The sequence below is a fragment of the Bradyrhizobium sp. Ec3.3 genome, assembly GCF_000472925.1.
In the GTDB taxonomy this organism is placed as follows: domain Bacteria; phylum Pseudomonadota; class Alphaproteobacteria; order Rhizobiales; family Xanthobacteraceae; genus Bradyrhizobium.
The window spans coordinates 70,211-87,808 of record NZ_AXAS01000008.1 but is presented as its reverse complement, the minus strand read 5'-3'; the positions used below and the strand labels follow the sequence as shown (position 1 = coordinate 87,808).

Here is a 17,598-nt window from a genome sequence, read left to right as displayed (position 1 = left end):
CGCCCTGCCCACCATCACTCCACGCAGGCAGAAGTGATGGGCACGTTTCCGCCTTCGCTCTACGAGCTACGCGGACAAGTGGCTTCGCTCACCCTACAACTACGCTCCACGCAATGACGAACGTTAGTTCTGCTTGCCTCACTTGAAAACTGGTCGCCCGCTACTGATCAGGTCCAGGAAGCGGTGAGGCTCGATATAGTCCGTATTGTCGAGATTGAGCCGGCGTAGCGACGTCGCACGATCATGCAACGGTTCGATCGCCTCGGCACCGGCACTGGTATAGCCGATCGGCAGGCAATAACCGTCGCCGTAGTGCATCTCGGCCTTGCCGCCGACCTCCGCCCAGATGTCCCGGCCGTAGAAGAAATAGGTCCGCAGGTTTCCCATCACCACCAACGCGGAGTCATCGAAGGCGTTCAGGATCAACGAGTCGGCTTCGAGATTGCCGTCAATGAACGTCCCCTTGGCAAACCCCGTCGAGAACACCGTGCAGGCGACGTTGCCGAGCACGACGAACATCCCGCCTTCATCAAACGCGCCTGCGTTCCCCAGATCGACCAGGCCGTCGACGGTCAGATCGCCCATCACCAGCGTGTTGAAGGCCGGCACGTCGACGAAGTCGGATGCTGCGAGCGGCCCGCGAAGCACGGCACAATCATCCCGCGCAGGTGGGTCCGACCCCAGATCGTAACGGGCAAGCTCCCGCCGAAACCTTGCCGATCCATCGTTCGCCAGAAGCTCGTCGAAGACGGCCCGCGTCACTTTCTCGAACACCATGTACACCCCGTGATCCGCAGGGCGGACGGAGGTAACCGCCGAGCCCGCGTCTCCTTAGGGTCGCGCGAGCTCGACGGCAGGTTCGAAAATGTGCCGGGACGATCGATCAGTTCGGCATCACATAGGCATAGATCCGGCCGCGCGAGATCGGTGCCTCGCGGACGCGATTGCCGTTATTGCCGGAGATCATGATCGGATTGCCCTTGGCGTCGATGCCGGTGATGATGCCGACATGGCCGCCGCGGCCGCGCGACATTACCGCAATCGCGCCGACCTGCGGACCGGAGACACGCGTTCCGTAATGCGCGAACGAGCTCGCCATGTCGGAGCCGGAGCCCTTATGGCCGGTGTGCTCGAGCACCATGTTCATGAAGCGCGCGCACCACAGACTGCCGCGGCCGGTCGGATTGCCGCCGAGATAGCGGCGCGCCTCGGAGACGAGGCCCGAGCCACCGCCGAAGTCGCCCGCCATGCCGCCGGTGTTGGCGCTCGGGTCATAGCTGGCCTGGGTGTTGGCGAAGCCGCTCGCCTCCAACTGCGCGGCGCCGCGCTCGAAGCGCGATGAGCGCGCGTGGCGATAGTGATGATACCTGCCGGCATGGTGCGCGGCGTGATGCACGTAAGCGTGCCGCTCTGCGCTGTGACGATGAGACCGTGCCGATGCTGGAGAGATAGATGCGGCGAACGCCGCGGAGAAGAGAGCCAGCGCGATGACGTGACGCAGCCGGCCGAACGCAAACAACTCAAACATTCTTCATCCTTCGTTGACACCCCCAATTCCCATCGGCCCGTGCGGTGGCCGACATCCGCGCGTCGTATGAAAGTCCAGATGTGGCAAGAGCAAGGCACAATGCGGCATTGCAGAAATTCGCTTCAGGGAATTTCCGCGATGACCCTGTGTCGATGCTGGTCTGATGCTGCCGCATTGCTGCCCACAGCATTAACTGCGATGCTTAACGCGACGGCCCAGAAAGAGGGAAACGGTTAATGCCCCACGCCACGACCAGGGATGATGTCCGCATCTATTTCGAGGAAGCGGGCCACGGCACGCCGATCATCTTCCTGCACGAGTTCGCGGCCGACTACTCCAATTGGGAGCCGCAGATGCGCTACTTCTCGCGCGGCCACCGCTGCATCACCTATTCCGCGCGCGGCTATGCGCCGTCGGACGTGCCGGCATCGGCCGAGGTCTACACCTACAAGCACTTTTACACCGATGCACTCGCGGTGCTCGACCATCTCTCGATCGATCGCGCACATCTCGTCGGTCTCTCGATGGGCGCATATTCCTCGCTGCAGATCGGCCTCAACGCGCCGGGGCGCGCGCTGTCGATGACGCTCGCGGGCGTCGGCTCCGGTTCGGAGCTCGACAATCTCGAAGCCTGGCGCAAGCAGTGCCGCGCCAATGCCGAGCAATTCGAGACACTCGGCTCTCTCGAGGTCGCCAAGGTCACGCGCGATGCGCCGAGCCGGATTCCGTTTCTGGTGAAGGACCCGCGCGGCCACGCTGATTTCTATGCCGCGCTGGCACGGCACGATGCCAGGGGCTCGGCCAACACCATGCGCGGCTTCCAGGGCGGCCGCCCCTCGATCTACTCCATGACGGATGCGATCAGACGCGTGGCGACGCCAGCGCTGATCATCTGCGGCGACGAGGATGACCCCTGCGTCGGGCCGAGCCTGTTCCTGAAGAAGCATCTGCTGGCCGCAGGGCTCGCGATGTTTCCGAAGTCAGGCCATGTCCTCAATCTCGAGGAGCCCGCGCTGTTCAACGAAACGGTGGAGCGGTTCGTCACGCTGGTGGAAGCGGGGCGCTGGCCGGTGCGCGATCCGAGGTCAGTGGCTGCGAATTAGCGAAGGCATCATCCTATATTCCGTCATTGCGAGCGCAGCGAAGCAATCCAGAATCCCTCCGCGGAAAGACTCTGGATTGCTTCGCTGCGCTCGCAATGACGAGGTGTAAGCATCAGCCCCTCATCCTGAGGAGCGCGGAACGCGCGTCTCGAAGGATGAAGGCCCCGCCAGTGGCCTCGCCCTTCGAGACGCGCGCCAAGAGCGCGCTCCTCAGGGTGAGGGTCAGCTGATTTTACTTCCCACCGCCGCGGCTCAGCAGAAACACGCCCTGTTCGCCGAACAGATTCCACACCCACCACGGCAATCTGAGCCGCAACGGGCGGCCGTAGAGATCGAGCGCTTCCGCGCGCTCCATCTTCACGCCGATCTCGTCGCAGAGCTGGACGAAATCCTTGATGGTGCAGAAATGGATGTTGGCGGTGTCGTACCAGGTCGCGGGCAGATTCTCCGTGCGCGGCATATGGCCGCCGATCAGGAGCTGCAGGCGCATCTTCCAGTAACCGAAGTTCGGGAACGACACGATCGCGCGGTGGCCGATGCGCAGGAGATTTTCCAGCACCACCCTCGGCTGCCGCGTCGCCTGGAGCGTCTGCGATAGGATGACGTAGTCGAAGGCGTCGTCGGGATAGTTGACGAGGTCGGTGTCGGCGTCGCCCTGCACCACCGCGAGCCCCTTGGCGACGCAGCGGTTGACGCCCTCGCGCGACAGCTCGATGCCGCGGCCGTCGATGCCGCGGTTTTCCAGGAGCTGCAGCAGGTCGCCGTCGCCACAGCCGACGTCGAGCACCTTCGAGCCGCGCCTGACCATCTCCGCAACCAGCAGATGATCGGCGCGGTAGTGACCTTCCTGTTCAGCCGCAAGGCCGTCGAGCGGCAGCACTTCTTGCACAGACATCGTCAGCTGCCCTTGCCGTTGAGGCCGCGCGCCTTGCCCGCCGATTGTAGGAACGCACGGGAGATATCGAAGAATTCGGGGACGTCGAGCAGGAAGGCGTCGTGGCCGCGATCGGTCTCGATCTCGGCGAACGACACCCGCGCGCTCGACGCGTTGAGCGCGTGCACCAGCGCGCGCGATTCCGAGGTCGGGAACAGCCAGTCGCTGGTGAAGGACACCACGCAGAAGCGCGTCTTGACGCCGGCAAACGCCTTCGCCAGCACGCCGTCATGGTCGCCGGCGATGTCGAAATAGTCCATCGCCCGTGTCAGATAGAGATAGCTGTTGGCATCGAAACGCTCGACGAAGGACGAGCCCTGATAGCGCAGATAGCTCTCGACCTGGAAATCCGCATCGAACGAGAACGTCGGCAGCTCGCGGTCCTGCATGCGCCGGCCGAACTTGCGGTGTAGCGCCGCATCCGAGAGGTAGGTGATGTGCGCAGCCATCCGTGCCACCGCGAGCCCGCGATGCGGATGGATGCCGTGATCGGCATAGCGGCCATTGTGCCAGTCGGGATCGGCCATCACGGCCTGGCGGCCGAGCTCGTGGAAGGCGATGTTCTGCGCGGAGTGCCGCGTCGAGCAGGCGATCGCGAGCGCGGAGAACACGCGCTCAGGATAGGCCGCGGTCCATTGCAGCACCTGCATGCCGCCCATCGAGCCGCCGACCACCGCAAACAGCGTCTCGATGCCGAGGCGATCGATCAGCATCGCCTGCGCGCGCACCATGTCGGGGATGGTGATGATCGGAAAATCCAGGCCCCACACCTTGCCCGTCGCCGGATTGAGCGAGGCAGGTCCCGTCGACCCCATGCAGCCGCCGATGACGTTGGCGCAGATGATGAAGTAGCGTTGAGGATCAAGAGGACGGCCCGGCCCGACCAGGGTCTCCCACCATCCGGGCTTGCCGGTGACGGGGTGCACATTTGCGACATGCTGGTCGCCGGTCAGCGCATGGCAGATCAGCACGGCGTTGGAGCGCTCGGCGTTGAGCTCGCCATAGGTCTGGTAGGCGATCTGGAACGGGCTGAGGTCGATCCCGCAATCGAGCGACAACGGCTGGTCCGCGCCGAAATGCGCAACCTGCGAGCTCGGATGATCCGCCTCGTGCGAGCGCTCCTCGGCGATCGCTGGGCTCGGTACCGTCGTGACGCCAACCATCTGACCATCGACCTCGTTGGCGACGGCCCTCAAGCCGCCGCTGACATCAGGCCATAAAAAACCCGGCCTGAACGATAGGTTCGGCCGGGATCGGATGCGTCCCCGGCCTGTTTAGCGAGTTTTTTAACGTGGCTGCAAGCCGGCCGGCTCAAATGACCACGGAACAGGCAAAAACTAGTTGCTGGCGCGCTATTCGTCAAGCCGAGGCGCCGATTAACCAAATGAGGCCCTGCGATGTCAGGCGAAATGGCCGCCATTTCTCTTTGCTTTCGGCGTCCATCCTGCCTAATCAAGACCCATAGCGCCGGCGGATCCGGCCCGGCCGATCCGCCTTTCACGAGCCCCTGACAGACCGACAGATATGTCCCAGCGTCCGCCCGCGCCACCATCGCTCCAGGAATTGCGCAAGGAGATCGATGCGATCGACGAGGAAGTGCATCGCCTGCTGATGCAGCGCGGCGACATCATCGATCGCCTGATCCAGGCGAAGCAGACGCAGGAGGTCGGCTCGGCCTTCCGGCCGGCGCGCGAGGCCAGCATGATGCGCCGCCTCGTCGAGCGCCATCGCGGCATCCTGCCGCTCGACACGATCGAGAGCATCTGGCGCGTCATCATCTCGACCTTCACTTATGTGCAGGCGCCGTTCTCGGTGCATGCCGACGTCTCGGTCGGCGAGTCCGCGATGCGAGATTCGGCGCGATTCCATTTCGGCTTCACGACGCCCTATGTGCCGCATTTCAGCGCACAGGCCGCCGTCGAGGCGTTGGCGAAATCGAAGGGTGATTTGGCTCTGGTCTCGGCGATCTCGAGCCGCACGCCATGGTGGAGCGAGCTCGAGGCCGAGGGCGCGCCGAAAATCATCGCGCGGCTGCCCTTCCTCGAGCGCGCCGACCATCCGGCCGCGCTGCCCGTCTTCGTGATCTCGCGTGTCGCCGACGATGCCATGGTCACGGAGGTCCAGACCTGGAGCGTGCGCGTGTCCGGCTGGAACGCCGACACGGCGAGGGCGCTGGCGCCGCTCGCCGACATCGTCGCGGTGCCCGATACCGCCTTCGACGGCGCTGCGCTGCTGGTGTCGGAGACTGGCATCGGCTTCGAGAAGATCAAAATGGCCCTGATCCGCGCCGGCGCCTCGGTCCGCTCGTCGGCTCTCGTCGGCGGCCACGCAACGCGCTATACGGTGCCCCCGACCGGGACGGCCAGATCTGACGTGGCTTGAGGCCGCCCCGCATCCTTTCCGGAGTAGACGATGTCCCGCCCCGTGCCGAATCCCGGCATTCTCGATATTGCGCCCTATACGCCCGGCAAGAGCCCGGTGCCGGAGCCGGGCCGCAAGGTGTTCAAGCTGTCGGCGAACGAGACGCCGTTCGGGCCCTCGCCCAAGGCGATCGAGGCGTTCACGCATGTGGCGACGCATCTGGAGGACTATCCGGAAGGCACCTCGCGCGTGCTGCGCGAAGCGATCGGCCGCATCTATGGTCTCGATCCCGACCGCATCATCTGCGGCGCCGGCTCGGACGAGATCCTCAATCTGCTCGCCCACACCTATCTCAGCCGGGGCGATGAAGCGATCTCCACCACCCACGGCTTCCTGGTCTACCCGATCGCGACCATGGCGAACGGTGCCAGGAACATCGTGGCGGCGGAGGCGAACTTCACCGCCGACGTCGACGCCATCCTGAAAGCGGTGACGCCGCGCACCAAGCTCGTCTGGCTCGCCAACCCCAACAATCCGACCGGCACCTATCTGCCGTTCGACGAGGTCAAGCGCCTGCGGGCCGGCCTGCCGTCGCACGTGCTGCTCGTGCTCGACGCCGCCTATTGCGACTACGTGTCTCGCAACGACTACGAGATGGGGATCGAGCTGGTCGCGACCACCGAGAACACGGTCGTGACGCACACCTTCTCCAAGATCCACGGCCTCGCCGCGCTGCGCGTCGGCTGGATGTTCGGTCCTGCGCACATCATCGATGCGGTGAACCGCATCCGCGGTCCGTTCAATGTCTCGACGCCGGCGATGTATGCCGCGGTCGCCGCGATCGAGGACGCCGCGCATCAGCAGATGTCGAAGCAATTCACCGAGACCTGGCGCAACTGGCTGACCGAGGAGATCGGCAAGCTCGGGCTGAAGGTGACGCCGAGCGTAGCCAACTTCGTGCTGATCCATTTCCCGGCCGACAAGGGCAGGACCTCGGATGAAGCCGACGCCTTCCTGACCAAACGGGGACTGGTGCTGCGCGCACTGAAGAACTACGGCCTGCCCCATTCACTGCGCATGACGATCGGCACCGAGGAAGCCAATCGCCTCGTGGTCGAAGGCCTGCGCGACTTCATGGGGGGCAAATGAGCGTCGCCCCGCACTTCCAGCGCGTCGCACTGATCGGCTTCGGCCTGATCGGCGGCTCGATCGCGCGAGCCGCGAAGCTCCAGGGCCTTGCCAATGAGATCGTCACCACGGCGCGCTCGGAGGGGACGCGGGCGCGCGTCGCCGAGCTCGGCATCGTCGATCACGTGGTCGCAACCAATATCGAGGCAGTGAAGGACGCCGACCTCGTCATCCTCTGCATTCCCGTCGGCGCCTGCGGCCCCGTGGCGCAGGAGATCGCTGCGCATCTGAAGCCGGGCGCGATCATCTCCGACGTCGGCTCGGTCAAGGGCGCGATCGTCAGGGACATGGCGCCGCACCTCCCGCAGGGCATTCATTTTGTCCCCGCGCATCCTGTCGCGGGCACCGAGCATTCGGGCCCGGATTCCGGCTTCGCCGAGTTGTTCATCAATCGCTGGTGCATCCTCACGCCACCCGAGGGCGTCGACGCAGCCGCCGTCGATCGATTGCGCGCGTTCTGGGCCGCGCTCGGCGCCAAGGTCGAGATCATGACACCAGATCATCACGATCTCGTGCTCGCGATCACCAGCCATCTGCCCCATCTGATCGCCTACACCATCGTCGGCACCGCCGACGAGCTGCAACAGGTGACGGAGTCCGAGGTGATCAAGTTCTCCGCCGGCGGCTTTCGCGACTTCACGCGCATCGCGGCGTCCGATCCGACGATGTGGCGCGACGTCTTCCTCGCCAACAAGGAGGCCGTGCTGGAGATGCTCGGCACCTTCAACGAGGACCTCGCAAAACTCACGCGCGCGATCCGTCGCGGTGACGGCGAGGCATTGTTCGACCACTTCACCCGCACCCGCGCCATCCGCCGCGGCATCGTCGAGATCGGCCAGGATTCGGCGGCGCCGGATTTCGGCCGTCCGCATCCGCCGCTGACGAAGCAGTAGGTCACAAATCTCTCCTCCGTCATTGCGAGGAGCGAAGCGACGAGGCAATCCAGACTACCTCCGCGGAGGCTTTCTGGATTGCTTCGCGGAGCCTGTCATCGGGCCGCGCTACGCGCGGACCCGGTGGCTCGCAATGACGGGAAATCAATACAGCGGCGGGAGCTGCGCGACCTTCAGCGCGCCGAGCATCACGGCGCCATCGGCGAAGCGAAGCGGGAAGCTGCGCGCCTTCTTGCCTTCCAGCATGCTTTCGGTGCCGAGCGCGTTGATGCCTGCGGCAACGCCGACATTGGCGTTCTGCTTCACGACCTTGCCGAGGCCGGGGATGGCGCGGTCGAGCGCGCCGAAGAGGTTGTTGAGGTCCTGCGACTTCACGCCCGGCGCGACGCGGTCAAGGGTTGCCTGCGGCACGCCCTCTTCCAACATTTTGTCGATGCCAAGTGCGGGGATCACGCGCTCGAGGCCCGTCACCGTCATCTGCAATTCACCGTCGAGGCGGCCGTTGGCCGAGATGCCGAGCGTGCCGGCCGCGACCGCGATCAACTCGCCCTGCTGAATACGCGACTGTACGATCTCGATATGGCCGCCGGCGGCCTGCAGCTCGCGGAAACGCTGCGGCCACGGCTTTGGCGCAAAATCTTTCAGCCCCGTGATCTTCGAACGCACGTCCGCTTCGAACGGCTCGGCGAGCAGCGGATGCACCCCCTGGATGCTGCCTTGCGCGATCTCGAGCACGGTTTCGATGATGGGATTGTCGCGCGAGGATCCCTCGGCGAGACGTCCGTGCAGCTCCACCTGCCTGGCCTTGGCAACCGGTACCTGCACCGAGCCGTCGACGCGATTGATGGCGGGATCGTCGAACACGATCGAGGCGTGATCCGGCACGGCCGGCAGGCCCACCACGCTGCTGCGGCCCTTGCTCCAGTTCACCACGAAGGACGTCTGCGTAACGCCGTCGGTCAGCGTCGCCGGTGCGGTGAATTCGGCGATCACGAGCTTGGGATCATAGACCTGGGCAACGACCAGGATGTTGTCGAGCTTGGCCGTGAACGGCGTCTTGCTCGCGGTCTGCGAGACCAGCGAGACGCTGGCACCGGAACATTGCACCTCGAAGCGGAACGGGAAGCCGGCGATCGAGCGCTTGGCGCAATCATAGATACGGCCTGACTTGGCCTCCTGGGCGCGCCACGCGTCGGCAGCCACTTCGGCCTGGGAAGCGGCATAGAACCAGAAGCCGCTCCAGGCGACGGCGAGAATCAAGAGGAGGATGGGCGCGATGAAAAGGCCCCAGCGGGGGCGCCGCCTGGCGGCAACGGTCATATCGGACATGCGGCGACCCTTTGACCCCAGATGATGGCAAATGTAAGCGAGGTTAGCTTGCTGCAAAAGGTGGAGAATTCGCTTCGCCTGGACGGCGGGGTCTGGTAGCGGTGCCAAACATGTCCGAAAATACCCTCCCCTCCGTCACGACGACCACCGGCGACCTCTGGGTGTTCGGCTATGGCTCGCTGATGTGGCGCCCGGGCTTCGAATTCGAGGAACGCGTGCCCGCGCGCCTGGTCGGCGAGCATCGCGCGCTCTGCGTCTATTCCTTCGTCCATCGCGGCACGCCGGAGAAGCCGGGCCTCGTGCTCGGGCTCGACCGCGGCGGCGCCTGCCGCGGCATCGCCTTCCGCGTCGCTGCGAAGAGCCGTGCCGATGTGGTCGCTTACTTGCGCGAGCGCGAGCAGGTTACCTCGGTCTATCGCGAGGTCATGCGCTCGGTGTGGCTGGAGAATGACGCGCGGCAGCGTGTCAGTGCGCTCGCCTACGTTGTCGATCGCGGCCATGTGCAATATGCGGGACGCCTGTCGCTTGCCCAGCAGCACCGCCACGTGCTGCAGGGTCACGGCCAATCCGGCGCCAATCGCGACTACGTCACCGCGACGGTGAAGGCGATCGAGGCCGAAGGTTTTCGCGATACGCAGCTGCATCAGCTTGCGACTCTCCTGCACAACGATGCGCATTCCCTGCATGATCCGGCTCCCACCAACGAGCGCGACGAGCGCTAGCTGCGAGAAGGCACGTAGCTCGGCGCACTGCCGATGAGCTGCTCCTGCTCCTTCCGTCCGGCTTCGACGATGCGCGCCGTGGCCTCCTCGATCGCGCCGCGCACGCGCGCGATGTACTCGTCCTTCGGCAGGCCCGGCGGCAGCGGATCCAGGAATTCCACCACCAGCGTGCCGGGATAGCGCATGAAGGTGCGGCGCGGCCAGAACAGCCCGGAGTTGAGCGCGATCGGCAGGCACGGCACGCCGCAGGCCGAATAGATCTGGGCAAAGCCCGTCTTGTAGTCCGGCGGCGCGCCGGGCGCGCGGCGGGTGCCTTCCGGGAAGATCACGAGCTGGCGGCCGGAGCGCACCGCATCGCGCGCCCGCCGCGTCATGTCCAGGAGCGCCTTGACGCCGGCGCTGCGATCGATCGCGATCATGCCGGTCTTGCCCAGGAACTGACCGAACACCGGAATGTGCATGAGCTGGCGCTTGAGGATGAAGATCGGCCGGTCGAAGAAGTGCAGCAGCCCGAACGTCTCCCAGAACGACTGGTGCTTTGACGCGATCACCAGCGGCCCCGCCGGGATCTTCTCCACGCCCCTGAATTCCACCTTGATGTTGCAGATCACCCGCATCAGAAACAGCGTCGAGTTCGCCCACCATTCGGCGACCGTCAGCATCGCGCGCGGCGACATCAGGAAGGTCGGCAGCGCGATGATCGCCCAGAACACCAGGACGGCGTAGAACAGCACGTTGAAAACGAGCGAACGCAGGAAGAGCAAGAACATCAACGATCCTAATTGGCCTGTGCGGTGGCGGGCCGTTTCGGCTGCACGCCAGGAGGCTGCTCCGACACTTCAGGCGAAACGTCAATCCCGAAATCCTCGAGCCGCACGCGCAGCTCGGCGGCGATGTATTTGACATATTCCGACAACAGCAGCCGCAGCGTCGAGGACGAGGTCCACCACGGCTCATCGCGCCACTTGTCGCCGACCACCGCAAACGGGATCAGCGCGATCTCCGGCATCGCGTGCGAGAATTCCACCAGCGCGCGCGGCATGTGATAGTTCGAGGTCACCACGATCAACGACTTGAACCCACGCTCATGCGCCCAGCGCCGCGTCTCAGCGGCATTGCCGCGGGTCGAGACCGCATAGCGATCGAGATCGACGCAGCAGCGCATGTAGGTTTGGTTCTCCGGCAGGGTCCGCGAGATATCGCTGACCGTAGAGGTCGGGTGCACGCCCGAGATCAGGAGCCTCCGGCCGTAGCCCGCAGCGAGCAGCTCCATCGCATCCGACACCCGCGACGATCCGCCGGTCAGGACCACGATGCCGTCCGCCTTGCGGTCCGGCGCCAGCTCGGCGCCGCGCATCTGGGACAGGAACGCGACGAAACCCGCCGCGGCGCCGACGAAGGCGATCGCGAGCGCCGACACGACGGTCGCGCGTAGCCAGCCGCGCGGCAACTTCGGCGATCGATCGTCGGTCGGCGAGGTCATATGATGTGGCAGTCCCTTCCCCTGGCAATTTTAGAACGTTTTTGGATGAAGTGGAGTCCGGTTTGACGCGCCGCGCCCTATTCGACATCGTTCAGCGTCGCGAACAGCGTCTGGCGCGACGCCACCGCCGTGATCGCGCCGATCAGGACCGCCTGCACCGCGAGCACGACGTAACCCGACGGCCGCAATGAGAAGGTGCCGAGCAGGGCGGCAAATTGGTCGCCGACCGGCGTGCCGGAGAACCAGCCGGCGATCGACTCGGAGAAGCCGAACACCAGCATGGCGATGCCGCCGCCGATCACGCCACCTTCGAGGCCGAGGCGGAGGAAATGCCGCAGGAAGCGGTTGGCGATGTAGCGGTCGCCGGCGCCGACGAAATGCAGGACCTCGACGATCGGGCGGTTGGCGGCCATCGCCCCGCGCGTTGCGAACGACACCGAGATGATGGTCGCGACGATGACGAGCGCGAGGATGCCGAGGCCGGCGAGCACGGTGGCATTGGTCATCGAGCGCATGCGCTCGATCCAGGCGCGGTGATCGTCGACGCTCGCGCTTGGAGCGATCTGCGCCACGCGGCTGCGCAAGGCGGCGAGATCGAGCGTTGTGCCCGGCTGCACGCGGGCGATGATCATGCGCGGCACCGGAAGGTCGTCCATCGATAGGCCGGTGCCGAGCCAGGGCTCGAGCAGCTTGCCGGATTCGTCCTTGCTGAACGGCTTGACCTCGACGATGCCAGCCTGCGCGCGCATCGCTTCCGTCACGGCAGTGGTGTCACGCTCGATGTCGCGCCCGGCCTGGGGGCGGACCTGGATGGTGATTTCGCTCGCGACATTTGACTGCCATTCGGCCGCCGACGCGCTCACCAAGAGCACCATGCCCGTGGTCATCGAGGCAAGGAAGGTCATGATCGCGACGACCGCAACCAGCGCGCGGCCATGGATCGAGGCGCGCGGCACGATCGGCGACATGTTGCGCGCTTTCGGCGGGACCTGCGGACGCTCCTGTCCGAGGTCGACGAAGACGCCGCGCTCGTCGGTCCTATTCATAGACGTGCAACCGTCCCTGGTGCAGCACGAGCCGGCGCGCCTCGTACTGGTCCATCAACCCGATATCGTGGGTCGCGATGATGACGGCGGTACCGGACTTGTTCAATTCGATGAAGAGCCGCAGCAGGCGCCGACCAAGCGTCGGATCGACGCTGCCGGTCGGCTCGTCCGCGAGCAGGAGCTGCGGCCGCGAGATCACCGCGCGCGCGATCGCCGCGCGCTGCTTCTCGCCGCCCGACAGGATCGGCGGCAGCGCGTCCATGCGCTCGCCGAGACCGACCCAGCGGAGCAGATCGATGACCTCCTTGCGGTAGCTGGATTCGCTGCGGCCCATCACGCGGAACGGCAGCGCGACGTTCTCATAGGTCGTCATGTGGTCGAGCAGGCGAAAATCCTGCAGCACGATGCCGATGCGCTTGCGCAAGTCGGCGATCTCGTCCTTGCCGAGCAGCGAGATGTCGTGGCCGAACAGGTTGACGAGGCCGCGGGTCGGCCGCAGCGACAGGAACAAGAGGCGCAGCAGCGAGGTCTTGCCGGCGCCGGAGGGCCCGGTGAGGAACTGGAAGGAGTGCGCCGGGATCTGGAAGCTCAGGTCGCGCAGAATCTCCGGCCCCAGACCGTAACGCAATCCGACATTTTCGAACCGAACCAAGGCTCAGCTCCGTTCGAGGTGGGGCGCGGCGCACGCCGCAAAACTCTGCCGCATGCGATGAAAGCCTTGTGCGGCCGTTATGGTTTCCGATTCGTTAACGGTCGCCTTGTAGCATTGAATGAGCCCGGTTCCGCTACGGCTGGGTCATCGCCGAGGCTGGTCCATGCACATCGTATGCCCCCATTGTACGACATCCTACGCCATCAAGCTCGCAAGCCTTGGGGTGAATGGGCGCACCGTGCGCTGCTCCCGCTGCAAGGAGACCTGGGTGGCACGGCCCGAGGACGCCGTCGAGGAAGTGCAGGTGGCGGCCATGGCCGCGGCGAGCCACCCCGAGGACCGGTCCGATCTCGCGGAGCAGTGGAACACCGACGCCCGCGAGGAGGCCGCCGACACGCCGGTGGTCGACAGCCCTTCGATCGCCAGTGACTGGCCTACCGAGGAGACCAAGGACGACGACTGGTCGGAGGCCGAGGCCTCCGACGACGAATTGGCCGGAGAGCCGCATCAGTCCTGGTTCCGCGGGTTGTTCCGTCGCCGGGCCCGGGTCGCTCGTCCGGTGAGCCGGCAGCCGCGAAGATCCTCTTTCGGCCTGCCGACCTGCGCTGCCATGGGCGCGCTGGCCGTAGCGCTTTTGGTCTGGCGCGCCGACATGGTCCGGCTGCTGCCGCAGACCGCGGCGTTCTACAAGATGATCGGCATCGAGGTGAACCTGCGCGGCCTCGCCTTCAGGGACGTCAAGGTGACTTCGGAGACCGTGGACGGCAAGCAGGTGCTGGTGATCGAGGGCGCGATCGTCGGCGAGACCCGTAAGGCGGTCGACATTCCCCGCCTGCGCTTCGCCGTGCGCGACGCGCAAGGCGCCGAGATCTACGCCTGGAACGCGGTGCTGGAGCAGACCGTGCTGCATCCCGGCGAGCGCGCCCTCTTCAAGTCGCGCCTCGCCTCGCCGCCACCTGAAGGCCGCAATATCGATATTCGTTTCTTCAACCGGCGTGACATCGCCGGCGGCAGCGCGTAACCGGCGCTGCCCGTTTCCGCAAAGGTTTGGCCCGATGCCAAAGGTGCTGATCGCCGATGACGAGGAGTCCATGCGCACGCTGGTGGCGCGTGCCATCGCCATGGACGGCCACCAGACCGTCACCGCACAGGACGGCGCCGAAGCGCTGGAGATCCTGACGCGCGAGGACGGCGCGTTCGACCTTCTGCTCACCGACATCCAGATGCCCGTGATGGACGGCATCGCGCTCGCACTCTCGGCCGCGCGCGATTTTCCGGACCTGACGATCTTGCTGATGACGGGTTTCGCCGATCAGCGCGAGCGCGCGTCGAACCTGGATGCGCTGGTGCACGACGTGGTGACGAAGCCATTTTCGGTGGCGGATATTCGCACCGCAGTCGCCGACGCGCTCGCGGCGAAGAAGGGGTAAGGGCGCTGCTCACCCGCAGCGTTCCTGCCGCAGTGACACGAGTCCGGTCCCACATGCACGGTGTCGTCCTGGCGAAGGCCAGGACCCATACTGCGTGATCTCTCCGTGGGATCGATAGCAGTACCGGACGACGAGTCTTCGCCAAACTACTCCCTGGGGTGATGGGTCCTGGCTTTCGCCAGGACGACCTTGGGGAAGACATCGTGCGTCAATATACGTAGCGCGACCGGCGAAAACTGATCCTCTCAAAAATCCTTCAGCAGCCGCTCGAGATAGTCGAGCTCGATCTGCGGGCGCGAGGGGTCGCCCAGGCGGCGGCGGAGCTCTTCGAGGATGCGGCGGGCGCGCTGGACGTCGATCTCGCCGGGGATCTTCACCGTGTAGTCGTCGCTGAACTCGCGGCCGTGCAAGGGCCGGCCGAGCGGGTCGGTCTGGTTACCACCGCTCTGCTGGCGGCCGGCGCGATTGCCGGGGCCATCGCCCTGGCCATCGCCGTCGCCCTGCTGCATGGCCTCGGCCATCTTCTGCGCACCCTTGCGCATCGCATCGAGCGCCTTGCCTTGCGAGTCCACGGCACCATCGGCATTGCCTTCGCCAAGCTTGGAGCCGGCATCGCCCATGGCGTTGTCGGCAGCATCGAGACCGCCGTCATCATCGCCCTGGTCGGCATCCTCATCGCCGCCCTGGCCCTGCTGGCCCGGTTGTCCCTGCTCGCCTTGCTGACCCTTTTGGCCTTTCTGGCCCTTCTGACCCTTTTGGCCGTTCTGCGCGAGGCCGCGCTTCTGAAGCTCATCCTGGAGTTTCTTCAAGCGGTCGCGCAGCGCCTGCTGGTCCTGCTGCAGGTCGGACATCGACTGATCGCCCTGCTGACCCTGCTTGCCGCGCATGCGGTCGCGCCGGGAATCCTGGCCCTGCTTGAAGGTCTTGTCGCGCAATTGCTGCTGCTTGCGGATCATGTCGCCGAGCTCGTTGAGCGCCTGCTCCATGTCGCTCTCGCCGCTCTGGCCCGGCTGCGCCATCTGCAAGCCCTCCAGCATCTGCTGGAGCTGGTCGAGCAACTGCTTGGCCGCATCCTTGTCGCCGGAACGCGACAGGCGCTCCATGCGGTCGATCATGTTGTTGAGATCCTGCTGGCGCATGATCTTCGTGTTGGGATCAAGCGGACGGGCGAGCTGCTGCGGATTGTTGCGGAACTGCTCGGCGAGCTGGCGCATGAAATTGTCCAGCGCCTGACGCAGATCCTGGGTGAGCTTCTTGATCTCCTCGTCGCTCGCGCCGCGCTCCAGCGCCTGCTTGAGCGCGTCCTGCGCCGCCCGCAGCGCCTTGTCGACATCGGTGATGTTGCCGTCCTCGATCGTCACCGCGAGCGCCCAGAGGCTCGCAACGACCTCGCGCAGCGAGTCGTCGGTGCGGGCAGCCTCGAGCTGCCTCGCGACGGTGTAGAGCCCGAGATATTGCCCGGTTTCGGGCGTGAACAATTCCGGCGCAATCATCAGCGCATCGAGCGCGACATACACGTCGGAGTTCTTGTTGGCATCGAGCGCCAGGATGCGGCGCTGCTCGATCAGCGCGCGCGCCAGCGGCTTGGTGAAGAGACGCTCGGGCAGGCGCATGTTGAAGGGGTCGCTCTTCGCCTCATTGCCCGCCTCGTCCTTGGCGGTCAATGTCAGCGCGACGTCGGCGCCGGCATAGGGATCCTCGCTGAGGTCCTTGACGGTCTGGCCGAGGCCGTTGCGGGTGCGCGCGTTCGGCAGCACGAGTGCGAATTGCGGCGGCTGGAACAGCGGCCGGGGCGCGGCCTTCTGCTCGTCGGGCTTCTGCGCCTCGGACGGACGCACGGCGAATTGCGCCTCGGCGCCGGTGACGCCGTAATCATCCTCGATCTTGTAGGAGAGCTGCAGCGCGCCTCTGGCCTGACGTTCGGGATCCTTGGCCAGCGAAATCGTCGGCGGCCGGTCGGGCGTCGCCGCGAACTTCCATTGCGGCTGGCCGGAGGGCGCGCGGACATGCGCCGTGCCGTCGCTCGCGATGGCAAAATGCTTCTCGTTGGTGCCCTTCGGAGCCTGTTCGTTCGGCGCAACTTCCTTGAGGCCGCCGGAGACCACGACATCGAGGCTGCCGCCGGAGGAGCGCACGATCAGCGTCGAGCCGGCCGGAACGGCGAGCGGACCGCTCGCGGGAAGCGCCGCGGCCTCCTTGTTGGCGGCCGACAGGATGATCGGCGGCTTGGAGGTGTAGACCGGCGGGGTGACCCAGGCGTCGACGCGGATATTCGTCGGCGCCAGCACGCCGTTCCAGTCGAACGCGGCGCCCATACGCATGGCGCGCTCGTCGCCGGCGGCGAAGAAGGTCGCAACCAGCATCACCACGACCAGCGCGCGCAACGCCCAGGGGTCGTGGATGGCGAGCCGCGGATGCGGCAATCCGGCGCGGATGCGCTTGAGCGAGGCCAGCGTGCGCTCGCGCTGCGCCTGCCACAGCGCCTGCGAGACCGGATCCTGCGTGCTCAAGGTGTCGGTGAGCGTCGTCGCCGGGCGGTGGCGGATGCCGGAGCCGTTGTCCAGCCGGCTCAGCCCCTGCTCGCGACTTGGCCAGCGGAAGCGAATCAACGGGAACAGGGCGGCGAGCGCCGCGACGGCAAACAGGCCAAGTCCGATCGCGCGGGCGATGAAGGGCAGCGCCAGCCAGAGGCCAGCCCAGGATACCACCAGAAACAGTCCGACAACGGTCAAGAACCGCGCCAGATGCGGCCAGGCGCGCTCCCAGGCGATCGCATATGTGGCCCGCTTGAGGGCCTGCGCCAGCTTCAGCCGCGATAAAGCGTTGCCATCGCGGATCGGGTCTGATGGGTCGGGGGTGACGCCGTTCAATCAGCTCTCCAGGTTGCCCGGAACAACACCCTACCACAACGGCAGCAGTGAGGCACCCG

17 protein-coding genes and 1 riboswitch are annotated in these 17,598 nt (G+C 65.7%); of the genes, 7 read left to right on the top strand and 10 right to left on the bottom strand.

Annotated elements, in window-relative coordinates; genetic code table 11:
- Positions 1–138: 138 nt before the first annotated feature.
- A complete protein-coding gene (locus YUU_RS0109615) occupies positions 139–777 on the bottom strand; it encodes a hypothetical protein (protein ID WP_027522169.1) in 639 nt (212 codons plus the stop codon).
- 106 nt (positions 778–883) lie between these two features.
- Complete coding sequence (locus YUU_RS0109610; protein WP_027522168.1) at positions 884–1,528, bottom strand: TIGR02594 family protein; 645 nt, start codon at positions 1,526–1,528, stop codon at positions 884–886.
- A gap of 236 nt (positions 1,529–1,764) precedes the next feature.
- Here YUU_RS0109610 and YUU_RS0109605 point away from each other — a divergent pair, with 236 nt between their 5' ends.
- Positions 1,765–2,631, top strand: coding sequence for an alpha/beta fold hydrolase (locus YUU_RS0109605; protein ID WP_027522167.1), 867 nt, complete (start codon positions 1,765–1,767; stop codon positions 2,629–2,631).
- Positions 2,632–2,863: 232 nt separating this feature from the next.
- On the opposite strand, the gene metW is transcribed toward YUU_RS0109605, so the two are convergent.
- A complete protein-coding gene (gene metW / locus YUU_RS0109595) occupies positions 2,864–3,526 on the bottom strand; it encodes a methionine biosynthesis protein MetW (RefSeq protein WP_027522166.1) in 663 nt (220 codons plus the stop codon).
- 2 nt (positions 3,527–3,528) lie between these two features.
- Positions 3,529–4,728, bottom strand: coding sequence for a homoserine O-acetyltransferase (locus tag YUU_RS0109590; RefSeq protein ID WP_027522165.1), 1,200 nt, complete (start codon positions 4,726–4,728; stop codon positions 3,529–3,531).
- Between the two features lie 90 nt (positions 4,729–4,818).
- Positions 4,819–4,898, bottom strand: a riboswitch (SAM riboswitch).
- Positions 4,899–5,089: 191 nt separating this feature from the next.
- On the opposite strand from YUU_RS0109590, the gene YUU_RS0109585 reads away from it, so the two are divergent.
- From YUU_RS0109585 to YUU_RS0109575, 3 genes are read left to right on the top strand one after another with little or no spacing between them, the layout of a single operon-like run.
- Entirely contained in the window at positions 5,090–5,947 is an 858-nt protein-coding gene (locus YUU_RS0109585) for a chorismate mutase (RefSeq protein ID WP_027522164.1), read from the top strand.
- 30 nt (positions 5,948–5,977) lie between these two features.
- Positions 5,978–7,075 carry a histidinol-phosphate transaminase gene (hisC, locus tag YUU_RS0109580; protein ID WP_027522163.1) on the top strand — a complete coding sequence of 366 codons (1,098 nt, stop codon included), beginning with the start codon at positions 5,978–5,980 and terminating at the stop codon, positions 7,073–7,075.
- The gene (locus YUU_RS0109575; protein WP_027522162.1) at positions 7,072–8,007 is read left to right on the top strand and encodes a prephenate/arogenate dehydrogenase family protein; all 936 of its coding nucleotides are present in this window, start codon (positions 7,072–7,074) and stop codon (positions 8,005–8,007) included. The genes hisC and YUU_RS0109575 overlap by 4 nt, the downstream gene beginning before the upstream one ends.
- Before the next feature lie 144 nt (positions 8,008–8,151).
- Here the strand turns inward: YUU_RS0109575 and YUU_RS0109570 are convergent, their stop codons facing one another.
- On the bottom strand, positions 8,152–9,336 hold the full coding sequence (locus tag YUU_RS0109570) for a DUF2125 domain-containing protein (protein ID WP_027522161.1): 1,185 nt from the start codon (positions 9,334–9,336) through the stop codon (positions 8,152–8,154).
- Between the two features lie 110 nt (positions 9,337–9,446).
- Here YUU_RS0109570 and YUU_RS0109565 point away from each other — a divergent pair, with 110 nt between their 5' ends.
- Positions 9,447–10,058 (top strand): gamma-glutamylcyclotransferase, encoded by a 612-nt coding sequence (locus YUU_RS0109565; protein ID WP_027522160.1) that lies wholly within the window; start codon positions 9,447–9,449, stop codon positions 10,056–10,058.
- On the opposite strand, the gene YUU_RS0109560 is transcribed toward YUU_RS0109565, so the two are convergent.
- From YUU_RS0109560 to ftsE, 4 genes are all read right to left on the bottom strand, one after another.
- Complete coding sequence (locus YUU_RS0109560; RefSeq protein WP_027522159.1) at positions 10,055–10,828, bottom strand: 1-acyl-sn-glycerol-3-phosphate acyltransferase; 774 nt, start codon at positions 10,826–10,828, stop codon at positions 10,055–10,057. The two genes, YUU_RS0109565 and YUU_RS0109560, sit on opposite strands and share 4 nt — an antisense overlap.
- 8 nt (positions 10,829–10,836) lie before the next feature.
- The gene (locus YUU_RS0109555) at positions 10,837–11,541 is read right to left on the bottom strand and encodes a YdcF family protein (RefSeq protein ID WP_027522158.1); all 705 of its coding nucleotides are present in this window, start codon (positions 11,539–11,541) and stop codon (positions 10,837–10,839) included.
- Between the two features lie 77 nt (positions 11,542–11,618).
- A complete protein-coding gene (locus tag YUU_RS0109550; RefSeq protein WP_027522157.1) occupies positions 11,619–12,587 on the bottom strand; it encodes an ABC transporter permease in 969 nt (322 codons plus the stop codon).
- Entirely contained in the window at positions 12,580–13,239 is a 660-nt protein-coding gene (gene ftsE / locus YUU_RS0109545; RefSeq protein WP_027522156.1) for a cell division ATP-binding protein FtsE, read from the bottom strand. The genes YUU_RS0109550 and ftsE overlap by 8 nt, the downstream gene beginning before the upstream one ends.
- A gap of 163 nt (positions 13,240–13,402) precedes the next feature.
- Here ftsE and YUU_RS0109540 point away from each other — a divergent pair, with 163 nt between their 5' ends.
- Both YUU_RS0109540 and YUU_RS0109535 read left to right on the top strand, forming a co-directional pair.
- Entirely contained in the window at positions 13,403–14,260 is an 858-nt protein-coding gene (locus YUU_RS0109540; RefSeq protein WP_027522155.1) for an MJ0042-type zinc finger domain-containing protein, read from the top strand.
- Between the two features lie 34 nt (positions 14,261–14,294).
- A complete protein-coding gene (locus tag YUU_RS0109535; protein WP_027522154.1) occupies positions 14,295–14,669 on the top strand; it encodes a response regulator in 375 nt (124 codons plus the stop codon).
- A 245-nt stretch (positions 14,670–14,914) separates the two neighbouring features.
- Here YUU_RS0109535 and YUU_RS0109530 read toward each other — a convergent pair whose 3' ends face one another.
- Positions 14,915–17,539: a TIGR02302 family protein gene (locus tag YUU_RS0109530; protein ID WP_027522153.1), complete on the bottom strand. Its 2,625-nt coding sequence runs from the start codon at positions 17,537–17,539 to the stop codon at positions 14,915–14,917.
- Positions 17,540–17,598: the final 59 nt, after the last annotated feature.

Excerpts from the sequence above, each read along its gene's own strand:
- YUU_RS0109615 (WP_027522169.1), bottom strand. The coding sequence starts at position 777 with ATGGTGTTCGAGAAAGTGACGCGGGCCGTCTTCGACGAGCTTCTGGCG.
- YUU_RS0109610 (WP_027522168.1), bottom strand. The coding sequence starts at position 1,528 with ATGTTTGAGTTGTTTGCGTTCGGCCGGCTGCGTCACGTCATCGCGCTG.
- YUU_RS0109605 (WP_027522167.1), top strand. The coding sequence starts at position 1,765 with ATGCCCCACGCCACGACCAGGGATGATGTCCGCATCTATTTCGAGGAA.
- metW (WP_027522166.1), bottom strand. The coding sequence starts at position 3,526 with ATGTCTGTGCAAGAAGTGCTGCCGCTCGACGGCCTTGCGGCTGAACAG.
- YUU_RS0109590 (WP_027522165.1), bottom strand. The coding sequence starts at position 4,728 with ATGGTTGGCGTCACGACGGTACCGAGCCCAGCGATCGCCGAGGAGCGC.
- YUU_RS0109585 (WP_027522164.1), top strand. The coding sequence starts at position 5,090 with ATGTCCCAGCGTCCGCCCGCGCCACCATCGCTCCAGGAATTGCGCAAG.
- hisC (WP_027522163.1), top strand. The coding sequence starts at position 5,978 with ATGTCCCGCCCCGTGCCGAATCCCGGCATTCTCGATATTGCGCCCTAT.
- YUU_RS0109575 (WP_027522162.1), top strand. The coding sequence starts at position 7,072 with ATGAGCGTCGCCCCGCACTTCCAGCGCGTCGCACTGATCGGCTTCGGC.
- YUU_RS0109570 (WP_027522161.1), bottom strand. The coding sequence starts at position 9,336 with ATGTCCGATATGACCGTTGCCGCCAGGCGGCGCCCCCGCTGGGGCCTT.
- YUU_RS0109565 (WP_027522160.1), top strand. The coding sequence starts at position 9,447 with ATGTCCGAAAATACCCTCCCCTCCGTCACGACGACCACCGGCGACCTC.
- YUU_RS0109560 (WP_027522159.1), bottom strand. The coding sequence starts at position 10,828 with ATGTTCTTGCTCTTCCTGCGTTCGCTCGTTTTCAACGTGCTGTTCTAC.
- YUU_RS0109555 (WP_027522158.1), bottom strand. The coding sequence starts at position 11,541 with ATGACCTCGCCGACCGACGATCGATCGCCGAAGTTGCCGCGCGGCTGG.
- YUU_RS0109550 (WP_027522157.1), bottom strand. The coding sequence starts at position 12,587 with ATGAATAGGACCGACGAGCGCGGCGTCTTCGTCGACCTCGGACAGGAG.
- YUU_RS0109540 (WP_027522155.1), top strand. The coding sequence starts at position 13,403 with ATGCACATCGTATGCCCCCATTGTACGACATCCTACGCCATCAAGCTC.
- YUU_RS0109535 (WP_027522154.1), top strand. The coding sequence starts at position 14,295 with ATGCCAAAGGTGCTGATCGCCGATGACGAGGAGTCCATGCGCACGCTG.